Genomic DNA, 12334 nt, shown 5'->3' on the forward strand with positions numbered 1-12334 from the left:
GGTTAAGGATCCTTCGACTCCGCTACGCTCCGCTCAGGATGACGGTCAGGACGACGGTCAGTCGGACACCGACGGCGACTGGCCCTCCATGCGCGGGGCGCCGTTGATGTCGCGGTGGATGTTCTGCATCTGCACCTCGATGTTCTGCAGGCTGCGCGCGCAGTCCAGCAGCGTCTGGGAATGCTCGCTGAGCTTGGCGTCCGGCAGCTCGGTCTTGTAGCGCAGCGCATGCTCCAGGCTGGCCCAGTAGTCCATGGCGATGGTGCGGAACTGGACCTCCACGGGCGTGTAGTGCGGTCCGGAGGACAAGAACACCGGCACCGCGTAGATGACGTGCAGCGAACGGTAGCCGTTGACCTTCGGGTTCTTGATGTAGTCCTTGACGCGCAGCACCTGGATGTCCGACTGCGCGGACAGGTAGTTGGACACGGAGTAGACGTCGTCCCGGTAGTTGCAGATCACGCGGATGCCGGCCACGTCGAACAGGTTGTCCCGCACGGTCTTCACGGTGACGGGCAGCCCCTTTCGGTCCAGCTTGCCGATGATCGAATTGACGGATTTGAGCCGGCGCTCCATGTGGTGGATGGGGTCGTGGCTGAATCGCACCTGGAACTCGTCGTCGAGGATCTCCAGTTTGGTGCTGATCTCGTACATGGCGCCTTCATAGACCTGCATCATGTCAATGAAGGCACTGACTTCCGCCGGGTCGAAATGCTTGTTCGCGATGTCGAGGGCCTGCAGTCGGGCCTGGATTTCGGAGGAGTTGATACGGCTGTGTCGGTCTAGAATCACGCCACCATTTTATCGTCTGGAGGTGCGACTAGCTGGGTGTTCACTGGGAATCGGGCCGTGTTCAGGACCGGCGGATAGGATGGGTTCCCATGGATGAAGCGATGATGACCGAGGCGGAGCGCGCCTCGAAAACCACTGACAGTGCCGATCCCGGCGCTCTGGCCGGGGATCGCGGCAAGGGCGTGTTCACCGTGCACACGCTGGGATGCCAGATGAACGTGCATGATTCCGAGCGCATCGCCGGTGTGCTCGAGGAGGCCGGCTATCGGGCCGCCACGGACGAGCAGGCCGCAGACTGCGACGTGGACCTGATCGTGCTCAACACCTGCGCGGTGCGCGAGAACGCCGCCGAGCGCATGTACGGCACGCTGGGCCTGTGGGCCGAGCGCAAGCGCCAGCGTCCCAACCTGCAGATCGCCGTGGGCGGCTGCATGGCCCAGCTGGACCGCGAGCGCATCGCCAAAAAGGCGCCGTGGACGGCCGCGGTGTTCGGCACCAAGAACATCGGCAGCCTGCCCAAGCTGCTGGAGCAGAACCGCGTCACCGGCGTGCCGCAGACCGAGGTGACCGACCAGCTGACGGTCTTCCCCAGCCAGCTGCCGGCCGCCCGCGCCTCGAAGATCAGCTCGTGGGTGTCCATCTCCGTGGGCTGCAACAACACCTGCACGTTCTGCATCGTGCCCACCACGCGCGGCCGCGAGCGCGACCGCCGTCCGGGGGACATCCTGGCCGAGGTCCGCCGCTGCGTGGAGGAGGGCGCCAAGGAGGTCACGCTGCTGGGGCAGAACGTGAACTCCTTCGGCTACGCGATGGGCGATCGCTATGCCTTTTCGAAGCTGCTGCGTGCGTGCGGCGAGATCGATGGGCTGGAGCGCGTGCGCTTCACGTCCCCGCATCCGGCCGCGTTCACCGACGACGTGATCGCCGCCATGGCCGAGACGCCGAATGTGATGCACCAGCTGCACATGCCGCTGCAGTCCGGCTCGGACCGGATCCTGCGCGCGATGCACCGCAGCTACCGCACCGCGAAGTTCATGGACATCCTGGGCAAGGTGCGCGCGGCCATGCCGGACGCGCAGATCTCCACGGACATCATCGTGGGCTTCCCCGGCGAGACCGAGGAGGATTTCGAGGACACGCTGCGCGTCGTCAAGGAGGCGCGATTCTCCTCGGCGTTCACCTTCGAGTACTCTCCGCGCCCTGGTACGCCGGCCGCCTCGATGGAGCAGATTCCGAAGGCCGTGGTCCAGGAGCGCTTCGATCGTCTGGTCAAGCTGCAGGAGCGCATCACCGAGGAGGAGATGCGGCGGTTCGAAGGCTGCGACGTGGAGGTGATGATCACCGGAACGCAGGGCAAGAAGGACGCCGCCACCAAGCGCGTCACCGGCCGCGAGCGCACCGGCGTGCTGGTGCACATCGGCGTGCCGGAGGGCTTCCCCGAGCCGCAGGTGGGCGATTTCGTGACCGCCACGGTCACGCATGCCGCCCGCCACAATCTGATCGCCGACCCGGATCCGAAGGCGGGGCAGACCTATGCCGTCCGTCGCTGAGCCCGGATCCAGCGAGTCCGCTTCCGCCGTAACAGGATCCGGCGAATCCGCTTCCGCTGCGCCCCGCGTCGTTTCGATCGTGGGGCCCACCGCCTCCGGCAAGACCGGCCTGGGCATCGCGATCGCGAAGGCGCTTGCCGAGCGCGGCGAACGGGCCGAGATCGTGAACGCCGACGCCTACCAGATGTACCGCGGCATGGACGTGGGCACGGCCAAGCCCACCGAGGCGGAGCGCGCCGCCGTGCCGCATCATCTCATCGACATCATCGATCCGGACGACGCGATGAGCGTGGCCCGTTTCCAGACGCTCGCCCGCGACTGCATCCGCGATCTGCAGTCGCGCGGCGTCCGGCCCATCCTCGTGGGCGGTTCGGGCCTGTACGCCCGCGCGGCCATCGACGACATCTCCTTCCCCGGCACCGATCCGCAGGTGCGTGCCGCATTGGAGCGCCGGGCGGAGAGCGAGGGGCCGGGTCTGCTGTTCGACGAGCTCAAGGCCAGGGATCCGCAGGCCGCCTCCCGCATGGATCCGCACAACGTGCGCCGGACCATCCGCGCGCTCGAGGTGATCGAGATCACCGGCCGGCCGTATTCGGCCAGCCTGCCGCGATACCGGTACGTGATCCCCTGCGTGCAGATCGGCCTTGATCTGGACCGACGCGAGCTGGACCGCCGCATCGCGCTGCGCACCAGTCAGATGCGCGAGCAGGGATTCCTGGAGGAAGTGCGCCGGCTGCGGCCGAACCTTGGGTTCACGGCCGGCCGGGCGCTGGGCTATCAGCAGATGATCGACGTGCTGGACGGCCTGATGGACGAGGACGAGGCCTTCGCGGACATCGCGCAGAAGACCTGCCGTCTGGCCCGCAAGCAGATGGGCTGGTTCGGTCGCGATCCGCGCATCCACTGGCTGCAGGCCCTGAATCCCGCGCTGCTGGACAACGCGATGGCGATCATCGCGCATGCGGACGCCGGCGACTACGATGCGATCGACGCGCGCGCCGACGAATACGTCCAGCACCATCTGGGCGACGTGGAGGGCTGACCGTCGCACCGGCGGACGGCGTCGCATCCGTCCGCCGGCGGATTTTGTGGGGAATCCGCCGCGTCCGTCGTCCCTGCCGATCCGGTCGGGTACGCTGGGGAGCGTTATGGCACGAGAAGCATCATCATCGAAGAAGGGGAGCGGGACCGGTTCGAGCCGCCGCGGCTCCTCCGCGTCCACACGCAACGCCATGCCCGAGGAGTCCTTGGGCAAGCGCGCGCTGCTGTTCATTCCGCGTCAGATCGGCGCGATGGTCCGTTCGCTCACCGGCGTGGGGGAGTACGATCCGGTGTACCGCCGCGACGGCCTGTGCTTCGTGATGATCGTGCTGGCCATCCTCTTCGTGGCCAGCGAGTGGTTCCGCGTCCAAGGCGCGCTTGGCCTATTCCTGCACGCCGTCGCATCGGCCGTGTTCGGCGTGATGAGCGTGGTGCTGCCGGTGGTGCTGGTGATCGTGGCCATCCGCCTCATGCGCAATTCCGGCAAGGATTCGGACAATCCGCGTGTGGTGAGCGGCTGGGTGCTGCTGTTGTGGTCCGTCTGCTCGATCATCGACGCGGCGGCCGCATCGGACGTGCGCGGTTTCGATCTGGCCGCGCTGCAGTCCGCGGGCGGTCTGGTGGGCTTCGTGCTCGGATCCCCGCTGGCGTGGGGACTGTCCAAGGCGTTTGCGATCGTCATCTTCGTGGTCGTGGCGCTGTTCTCGCTGCTGCTTATCGCACGGCTGCACGTCACCGATCTGCCGGACAAGGCCCGCGATGTGGCCGATCGTCTGGAACAGGGCAGGAAACCATCCCGCGTCGCGGACGATGATGACCAGTTCCCGAACGAGGTCCGCCTTGGCGACGGCGACGAAACGCTCGCGTTCGCCGAGGGCGTGCCCACGCATGACGGTGACGATGAGGCCGCGTCCGGCCGCTCGAGGGGATCCTGGCTGTCCCGCCTGTTCGGGCGCCGGTCCAAGGACCGTGACGACCGGTCACTGGACCGCTATGCCGGCGACGAGGCGTTCGAGCGCGCGGCCAGCCATCATGGCGAGCGGGCCGAAACCTCCGTCGCCCCGCGTTCCGTCTCATCCTTCCTGCCCCCGCACGAGCTTGCGCACGAGGACGCCGCCACCGTGCCCATGCCCTCCGGCCAGCAGCCGCAGGTCCCGCTGCACACCGTGCCCATGCCGAGCGCGGTCCCCGCGACCGTGCCCATGCCCGCTTCCGCCCCCGCCGCCGATCCGTGGGATCTGGACGCCGGCGGTACACAGGCCATGGATCCGTCCGCTTCCGCCGACGGCCCGACGGGGGAAACGGATGGAACATCTTTCGTCTCCGGGGAGGATGGCGAAGTCCCCTCCGCCGCCCCCGTCGCGGATCCGGCCGTCTACACCCTGCCGGACCTCAACATGCTCGTCAAGGGCCAGCCGCATCAGGCGCGCACCCCGGCCAACGACCATGTGATCGCCGCCCTGACCAACACCTTCCAGCAGTTCTCCGTGGACGCGAAGGTGGTCGGCTTCCTGCGCGGTCCCTCGGTCACCCAGTACGAGGTGGAGCTCGGCCCCGGCGTCAAGGTGGAGAAGGTCACCAATCTGCAGAAGAACATCGCCTACGCGGTGGCCAGCTCCGACGTGCGCATCCTTTCGCCCATCCCCGGCAAGTCCGCCATCGGCATCGAGATCCCGAACGTGGACCGCGAGATCGTGCATCTGGGCGACGTGCTGCGCAGCGACAAGGCCATGAACGATCCGAACCCCATGCTCACCGGCGTGGGCAAGGACGTCGAGGGCAAGTTCGTGACGGCCGATCTGACCAAGATGCCCCACCTGCTGGTCGCCGGCGCCACCGGCTCCGGAAAGTCCAGCTTCATCAACTCCATGCTCACCTCGATCATCATGCGCGCCACGCCCGATCAGGTGCGGCTGATCATGGTGGACCCCAAGCGCGTCGAGCTGTCCGCGTACGCCGGCATCCCGCATCTGCTCACGCCCATCATCACCGATCCCAAGAAGGCCGCGCAGGCCCTGGAGTGGGTGGTCAAGGAGATGGACGCGCGCTACTCCGACCTGGAGTTCTTCGGGTTCCGCCACGTCAAGGACTTCAACGAGGCCGTGCGCGCCGGCAAGGTCCACGCCCCCGCCGGATCGAACCGCAAGGTGGCCCCCTACCCGTACATCCTCGTGGTCGTGGACGAGATGGCCGACCTCATGATGGTGGCCAAGAACGACGTGGAAAGCTCCATCCAGCGCATCACGCAGCTCGCGCGAGCCGCGGGCGTGCATCTGGTGCTCGCCACGCAGCGACCGTCAGTGGATGTGGTCACCGGCCTGATCAAGGCCAACATCCCGTCCCGTCTGGCCTTCGCCACATCCTCGGCCACCGACTCCCGGGTCATTCTGGACACCGTGGGCGCCGAGACGCTGATCGGTCAGGGCGACGCGCTGTTCCTGCCCATGGGCGAGGCCAAGCCCATGCGCGTGCAGGGCTCGTGGGTGTCCGAATCGGAGATCCGCAAGGCCGTGGAGTTCGTGCGCACCCAGCGCAAGCCACACTACCGCGAGGACATCGAGGAGATGGCCAAGGAGGCGGAGAAGTCGGCGCTGGAACCGGACGAGGAGATCGGTGACGACATGGAGCTGCTGCTGCAGGCCGCCGAACTGGTGGTCACCTCCCAGTTCGGATCCACGTCCATGCTGCAACGCAAGCTGCGCGTGGGCTTCGCCAAGGCCGGACGCCTGATGGATCTGCTGGAATCGCGCGGCGTGGTGGGGCCGTCCGAGGGTTCCAAGGCGCGCGAGGTGCTGGTGCAGCCGCAGGATCTGCCCGCCGTGCTCGCCTTCATCCGCGGCGAGACGAGTTCGCTGGACGCGGCCTCCGCCTCCGGGGATGGCGCCGACGGCGAGTGACGTAGTGCCCACGCGGTAGGTTGGGGACGGAATTGAGGGGTGCGGCGGCCTGGGTCGTCTGCACCCGTGGCATGAAGGCGAAGGAGACGTGGTGAGCGAACGCGAGACGAAGAAGTCGTTGCTCGATGGATGGAACAGCGCGCCCAATCTGGTGACGTACGCGCGCATCCTGCTGGTCGTGGTGTTCATCGTGCTGCTGCTCATGGCGGGCGATCATCCCACGGCGAGCATGGTGAGCTTCGACGGCGCCGCGCGCATCCCCGCGCCCACGCCGGACGACCATGTGGCCCTCAGGTGGGCGTCGTGCGTCGTCTTTCTGGTGGCCGCGTCCACGGACAAGCTCGACGGATGGCTCGCCCGACGCACCAACGCGGTCACCGAGCTGGGCAAGCTCATGGATCCGATCGCGGACAAGCTGCTCGTGCTGGTGGCGCTGATCACCCTGTCGGCGTTCGGCGAGGTGGCTTGGTGGATCACGATCCTGTTCCTGGTGCGCGAGATCGGCATCACCGCCATGCGGTTCATGGTCATCGACACGGGCGGCAAGGTGATCGCCGCCGCGTGGCCGGGCAAGCTCAAGACGCTGTTCCAGTCGATCGCGCTGACCATGCTGCTCGCCCCCGTCTGGGCGCTCGGCGTGTCCGACGCCAACCCGGAGGGCCTGCCGGTCACGCTGGTGCACGGCTACTACGTGCTGGCCATGGCGTTCCTGCTGGTCGCGCTGGTGCTGTGCTGGTACTCCGGTGTGGAGTACGTGGCCAAGACCGTGAAGGCCGTCCGTTCGGCGTCCGCATCCCCGTCCGATGCGCCGAAGGAGGTCTGACATGGCGGAGGACAGCGCGCAGTCCCGCCGCGACGAGCTCGCGACGATGATCCTCAACATGTGCGAGCGCCGCGGATACTACATCGCCGCCGCCGAATCGCTCACCGGCGGTCTGCTGGCCGACGCCTTCGTGCGCATTCCCGGCGCCTCCAAGGTGTTTCTGGGCTCGGCGGTCACCTACGACATCGCCGCCAAGGCCTCGATACTGGGCGTGGATGCGCAGCTGCTGGCCAATGGCGGCGCCGTGCAGGCCGAAGTGGCCGCGCAGATGGCCGTGGGCACCGCCGGCATCTACACGCGCCCCAGCAAGGCCGGCCATGTGATCGGCCTGTCCACCACGGGCGTGGCGGGACCTGGTCCGGATGGTGACAAGCCCGCCGGATTGGTGTATGTGGGCATCGCGATCCCCGACGGAACCGGTGCGTTCGGCGTGGAGACCTACGAACTGCACCTGAGCGGATCGCGCGAGGCGATCCGCCTGAGCACCGTTCTGAACGTGCTGCGGCACCTGTCCACGCTTGTCCCGTGACGATGCCGTTATGTGACTTGCGTCACGCTTCGTTCTCCTGTGGAATAATCCCGTCCCCTGCGCGGTTGAACCGTTTAGTGAAACCGATGAAAGGGGTATGCGATGACAGCAACCGAGACGATCGTGCGCAACGACGAGACCGTGAAGCTTCCGGCGTGCTGCACGCCCGTGACGCGCGAGACGGGTACGCGCATGCGTGACCTGACGCCGGCCCAGCAGCGCGCGGTGATGTATGCGCAGCAGCAGATCCTGCGCGCCCGTGCGGCCAAGAAGGCCAAGGATGAGCGGGATGCGGCCAAGAACCGCATGTGGGGCCTTGAGGAGAGCGGCGATTCCACCGTTTCGAAGGGTGCCGCGACGGCCGCCAAGGAGCGCCGCGGGGATCGTTCCGTGTCCCTGCGCGAGGCGATCGGCCATGTGCTGCGCGATCTGCGCACCAAGGATCGCAAGACCCTGCGCGAGGTGTCGGCCAAGGCCGGCGTGTCTTTGGGCTATCTTTCCGAGGTGGAGCGCGGCCAGAAGGAGGCCAGCTCCGAGCTGCTGAGCTCCATCGCCGAATCGCTCGGCGTGAGCGTGTCGCAGATGCTGCGCATGGTGGCGGACTATCTGGAGTCCTCGGAGGACTAGTCGCAGGTGTTGCGGGCAGGCGGGCTTCCTCGCGCGAGGGGCCCGCTTTTTGCGTCTGCGGGCCGGTTACACTGGCATGCGTGCATGAACGTGAATTCTGGGAACTGCTCGAAGAGGTGTTCGGCCGGTCGTACGGCCGCTCGCTCGCCCATGACCAGCGCCTGACCGCATTGGGATCGATGACCGTGGTCGAGGCGCTCCAGGCCGGCGAGGAGCCGCGCACGGTGTGGAATGTGCTGTGCGATCAGATGGATGTCCCCGATTCCAAGCGCTGGGGGAAGGATCACGTGGCCCCGCCCAAGCCTCATGGATTCGGGGAGTGATGCGCATTCGGGGCGGTGGCGGAGGCCGCCGGCGGGACGATGAAGGGGCGTACCGCGTGCTGTGTCCCCGGCGTGTCTATTCGAACAAATGTTCGCACCTTGGGGTATAGTCGCTTTCAGTCGTCCACATGTGGATAAGTCGCTGCGCGACACGCCCGGAACCGGAGTAAGTGGGGGTCATTCGACCACACCGCCCGTTTCGGCTTGATGTTGCGCGGCCGGCGAACATACCGTGAAACGGACGTTTGCCGGAACAACGAAGGAGGCCGAATGGCACAGCAAACAGACAAGAAGGAGCAGGCGCTGGCGGACAAGCGCAAGGCCGCGCTGGACACCGCCCTTGCCCAGGTGGAGAAGAGCTTCGGCAAGGGCTCGGCCATGAGGCTGGGGGACAAGCCGCTGCAGAACGTGGAGGTCATCTCCACGGGATCGCTGGCGCTGGACATGGCCCTTGGCATCGGCGGTCTGCCCAAGGGCCGCATCGTCGAGGTCTACGGTCCCGAATCCTCGGGCAAGACCACGCTGGCCCTGCAGGTCATCGCCAACGCCCAGCGCGACGGCGGCGTGGCCGCGTTCATCGACGCCGAGCACGCCCTGGATCCCGAATACGCCCGCAAACTCGGCGTGGACACGGACTCGCTCATCGTCTCCCAGCCGGACAACGGCGAGCAGGCGCTGGAGATCGCGGACATGCTCATCCGCTCCGGCGCGCTGGACGTGATCGTCATCGACTCGGTCGCGGCCTTGGTGCCCAAGGCGGAGATCGAAGGCGACATGGGGGACAGCCACGTCGGCCTGCAGGCCAGGCTCATGAGCCAGGCGCTCAGGAAGATGACCGGCGCGCTCGCCCAGGCCGGCACCACGGCCATCTTCATCAACCAGCTGCGCGAGAAGATCGGCGTGTTCTTCGGCAGCCCGGAAACCACCACCGGCGGCAAGGCCCTCAAGTTCTACGCCTCGGTCCGTCTGGACATCCGCCGCATCCAGACCATCAAGAACGGCGAGGAGGCCATCGGCAACCGCACCAAGGTCAAGGTGGTCAAGAACAAGATGGCCCCGCCCTTCAAGGTGGCCGAGTTCGACATGCTGTACGGTCAGGGCATCTCGGAGGAGGGGTCCGTGCTGGATCTCGGCATGCAGGTGGGTCTCATCAAGAAGTCCGGCTCCTGGCTGCTGTATGACGAGGGGCAGCTGGGGCAGGGCCGCGAGAAGGCCCGCCAGTTCCTCAAGGACAATCCGGAGCTGCGCGAGGAACTGGAGACCAAGATCAAAGCCAAGTTTGGCCTGGTGCCGGACCCGGACGCCCCGGATGACGCCGTCGCGGGCGCCGCTGGCGAGGCCGCCGCACCCACGCCCGTCTTCAATGCCGGTGCGAAGGCTTCGTCCGGCGACGCGTCGTCCGTCGGCAAGGCTCCCGATGCCGGCGCCCCGGCGGCCGACGGTCCCGTCAAGAAGTAGGGCATGGGCGCATGATCAGCGTCGAGCGTTTTCTGGCGGAGCATCCGGTTCGATTGGGGCAGGACGACCCGTCCGAGTCCCGGTCCGGAGGCTCCGCCGCGCCCGCTGTGCGTCGCCAGCAGGAGATGGGCATCGCCGGCGGAAGCATTGATGGCGGAAGCATCGATTGCGGACTTGCCGACGGTGGTTTCGGGCAAAGGAAGGAACGATCCGAGTCGGATTGCGGCTCTGGGCCGCGGCGTGATGCACAGGGTTCCGGAACAAAACGGCGGGGCATGAAACGCCGGGTCCCGGTGCGCGGCGGATTCGGCGCCCCGCACTCGGGAGTCGCCGTCGTCCGTGCCGAATTGGAGGATCCGGGGGATGCGGACGCCTGTCGTGAAGCGGCACTGTCCCTGCTGGACGCCGCCCCGCGATCGTCCGGCGCCCTGACGGATCGTCTGGTGGAGAAGGGATACGATTCCGCGACCGTCAATCAGGTGATCGTGCGGCTCAAGGAACTGGGTCTGCTGGATGATGACGCCTATGCCCAATTCGTGATCCGTTCCTGCGCGTCCCGCATGATGGGCGCGCGCGGGGCGGCCCAGGAACTGTCCCGCAAGGGCGTGGATCGTGCACTGGCCGCACGTGTGGTGGCGGAAGCCAGTGAAGCCGGTGTGTTCGAGGAGTGCGCGTGGGAGCTGGGCCGTCAGGTTGCGCGTAGGACGGAGGGTCTGGATCGCGATGTGCGGTTGAGGCGATTCTGGTCCGCGGGCGGGCGTAAGGGCCATGCGCCCGATGTGTTGAGCGCCATCGCTCACGAGCTGTTCCAATAGGGAAGCGTTCCAATAGGAAAAGGATGAGGATGTTGAGATCCCCTATACCCCGGGTTCTGTCGCGCGCGCCGAAGGCGCGCGCGGATGGCCATCCATCTCGACCTGACGTCGCCGCCAGGCTCTAGCAGCCTACCCGAGGACGCGGGCGAGCAACCCCATAGTCCTCTGCTTGGCCTTGCTCCCGATGAGGCTTGCCATGCGGCCTGCCGTTGCCGGAGGCCCGGTGGTCTCTTACACCGCCGTTTCACCCTTACCGCCCGGCAAGCCGGACGGCGGTCTGTTCTCTGCTGCGCTATCTCTCAGGTCACCCTGGGCGGACGTTATCCGCCATCGTGCTCTGCGGAGCCCGGAAGTTCCTCAGCCCATCCATGGGACGGGCCGCGACCATCGGGGGATCTCAACCTGTCCAGTCTATCAAAGGTTCGGACCAAGTAAAATCACTTCATTTTCCCAGCAAAACCCCGCGAGTTTTCCCGTATGTAACCCGTTATTCGACTACAATGAACAATTACCCGGACGGCGAGGACGCTGTTCGGCACACATAGCGGGCAACCGCTTGAGCAATAGGAGGTCACCATGGAAATCGTCGTCACCGGCCGTCACACTCAGGTCAAGCAGAGGTTTCGTGATGTCGTGGAAAGCAAGATGAATCGTGTGACCGCCATCGCCCCGGACGCGCAGCGCGCGCAGATCGTTCTGACCCATGAGGGCAACCCGCGCCAGGCCGACACCGCCAAGCGCGTCGAGATCACCGTGATCGCGGGTCGTACCGTCGTGCGCGCCGAGGCATCGAGCACGGATGAGTTCAGCGCGCTGGATATGGCGCTGGACAAGCTGACCCTGCGCCTGCGCCGCACGCGCGACCGCCGCAAGGATCATCGCCGCGGCTACGCCAACCCGGTTCCGGTGGATCTGGGCGTCGTCGCCCCGGAGCCCGAGATCGAGGAGGAGGGCGAGGAGGAACCTAACAACAGCCCGGCCGCCGCGGTCGCGTCCGATCTTGGTCCCGGCGAGTCCGTGGAGGTTCAGGTGGGCGACACCCCCATCGTCATCCGTCGCAAGCTACACATCGCCGAGCCCATGTCCATCGACGAGGCCCTGTACGAGATGGAGCTGATCGGTCACGATTTCTTCCTGTTCGTGAACAAGGAAACCGGCCGCCCCTCCGTCGTCTACCATCGCCACGGCTGGAGCTACGGCGTGTTCGAGATCGACACCCCCGAGAACGTCAAGAAGGCCGGGGAGTGATCGAGCGGATCGATCCATCCCTCCGTGCGCCGCGGTGACGGGCACGGCTGAATGAGAAGAGGAACGGGATCCCGCGTCCACAGGTTGGGCGCGGGATCCCTGCCGTTTTTGGGGGGGGGGGCGGACGGGGCGAGGGGGATGCCGGAACCGCCGTTTTGCGGACATTCGGCGAAAATCCCAACGTTCGCGTAGTATGGTCGGAGTTTGTGCCTGACGGTAAGCAATGAGGAG

The 12334-nt window shown here is 66.5% G+C and carries 11 protein-coding genes and 1 other RNA gene; 10 read left to right on the top strand and 2 right to left on the bottom strand.

Annotated elements, in window-relative coordinates; all coding sequences use genetic code 11:
- Positions 1–57: 57 nt before the first annotated feature.
- Positions 58–792, bottom strand: a complete 735-nt coding sequence (locus EMO90_RS07475) for a GTP pyrophosphokinase (RefSeq protein WP_150353674.1) — start codon at positions 790–792, stop codon at positions 58–60.
- Positions 793–881: 89 nt separating this feature from the next.
- Here EMO90_RS07475 and miaB point away from each other — a divergent pair, with 89 nt between their 5' ends.
- The 9 genes from miaB to EMO90_RS07520 all read left to right on the top strand — a co-directional run bounded on the left by miaB (position 882) and on the right by EMO90_RS07520 (position 10855).
- The gene (gene miaB, locus EMO90_RS07480; RefSeq protein WP_190971964.1) at positions 882–2342 is read left to right on the top strand and encodes a tRNA (N6-isopentenyl adenosine(37)-C2)-methylthiotransferase MiaB; all 1461 of its coding nucleotides are present in this window, start codon (positions 882–884) and stop codon (positions 2340–2342) included.
- Complete coding sequence (miaA, locus tag EMO90_RS07485; protein WP_150353673.1) at positions 2326–3384, top strand: tRNA (adenosine(37)-N6)-dimethylallyltransferase MiaA; 1059 nt, start codon at positions 2326–2328, stop codon at positions 3382–3384. Before miaB ends, miaA begins: the two co-directional genes overlap by 17 nt.
- 106 nt (positions 3385–3490) lie before the next feature.
- Positions 3491–6280 carry a DNA translocase FtsK gene (locus tag EMO90_RS07490; protein ID WP_150353672.1) on the top strand — a complete coding sequence of 930 codons (2790 nt, stop codon included), beginning with the start codon at positions 3491–3493 and terminating at the stop codon, positions 6278–6280.
- An 88-nt stretch (positions 6281–6368) separates the two neighbouring features.
- Positions 6369–7103, top strand: coding sequence for a CDP-diacylglycerol--glycerol-3-phosphate 3-phosphatidyltransferase (gene pgsA / locus EMO90_RS07495; protein WP_150353671.1), 735 nt, complete (start codon positions 6369–6371; stop codon positions 7101–7103).
- Position 7104: 1 nt separating this feature from the next.
- Entirely contained in the window at positions 7105–7632 is a 528-nt protein-coding gene (locus EMO90_RS07500) for a CinA family protein (protein WP_150353670.1), read from the top strand.
- Positions 7633–7734: 102 nt separating this feature from the next.
- Positions 7735–8259, top strand: a complete 525-nt coding sequence (locus EMO90_RS07505; protein WP_150353669.1) for a helix-turn-helix domain-containing protein — start codon at positions 7735–7737, stop codon at positions 8257–8259.
- Between the two features lie 80 nt (positions 8260–8339).
- The gene (locus tag EMO90_RS07510) at positions 8340–8582 is read left to right on the top strand and encodes a DUF3046 domain-containing protein (protein ID WP_150353668.1); all 243 of its coding nucleotides are present in this window, start codon (positions 8340–8342) and stop codon (positions 8580–8582) included.
- Between the two features lie 270 nt (positions 8583–8852).
- Complete coding sequence (gene recA, locus EMO90_RS07515) at positions 8853–10040, top strand: recombinase RecA (RefSeq protein WP_150353667.1); 1188 nt, start codon at positions 8853–8855, stop codon at positions 10038–10040.
- A gap of 275 nt (positions 10041–10315) precedes the next feature.
- Positions 10316–10855: a regulatory protein RecX gene (locus EMO90_RS07520; RefSeq protein ID WP_190971963.1), complete on the top strand. Its 540-nt coding sequence runs from the start codon at positions 10316–10318 to the stop codon at positions 10853–10855.
- 29 nt (positions 10856–10884) lie between these two features.
- On the opposite strand, the gene rnpB is transcribed toward EMO90_RS07520, so the two are convergent.
- Positions 10885–11255, bottom strand: an RNA gene (rnpB, locus tag EMO90_RS07525) — RNase P RNA component class A.
- 176 nt (positions 11256–11431) lie between these two features.
- Between rnpB and hpf the strand changes: the two genes are divergently transcribed.
- A complete protein-coding gene (gene hpf / locus EMO90_RS07530) occupies positions 11432–12103 on the top strand; it encodes a ribosome hibernation-promoting factor, HPF/YfiA family (RefSeq protein WP_150353666.1) in 672 nt (223 codons plus the stop codon).
- The last annotated feature ends 231 nt before the right edge of the window (positions 12104–12334 follow it).

Origin of the sequence: Bifidobacterium vespertilionis (genome assembly GCF_008698145.1) — a bacterium.
Classification (GTDB): Bacteria; Actinomycetota; Actinomycetes; order Actinomycetales; family Bifidobacteriaceae; genus Bifidobacterium; species Bifidobacterium vespertilionis.

Coding starts and splice junctions, on each gene's coding strand:
- miaB (WP_190971964.1), top strand. CDS start 882: ATGGATGAAGCGATGATGACCGAGGCGGAGCGCGCCTCGAAAACCACT.
- miaA (WP_150353673.1), top strand. CDS start 2,326: ATGCCGTCCGTCGCTGAGCCCGGATCCAGCGAGTCCGCTTCCGCCGTA.
- EMO90_RS07490 (WP_150353672.1), top strand. CDS start 3,491: ATGGCACGAGAAGCATCATCATCGAAGAAGGGGAGCGGGACCGGTTCG.
- EMO90_RS07500 (WP_150353670.1), top strand. CDS start 7,105: ATGGCGGAGGACAGCGCGCAGTCCCGCCGCGACGAGCTCGCGACGATG.
- EMO90_RS07505 (WP_150353669.1), top strand. CDS start 7,735: ATGACAGCAACCGAGACGATCGTGCGCAACGACGAGACCGTGAAGCTT.
- recA (WP_150353667.1), top strand. CDS start 8,853: ATGGCACAGCAAACAGACAAGAAGGAGCAGGCGCTGGCGGACAAGCGC.
- EMO90_RS07520 (WP_190971963.1), top strand. CDS start 10,316: ATGAAACGCCGGGTCCCGGTGCGCGGCGGATTCGGCGCCCCGCACTCG.
- hpf (WP_150353666.1), top strand. CDS start 11,432: ATGGAAATCGTCGTCACCGGCCGTCACACTCAGGTCAAGCAGAGGTTT.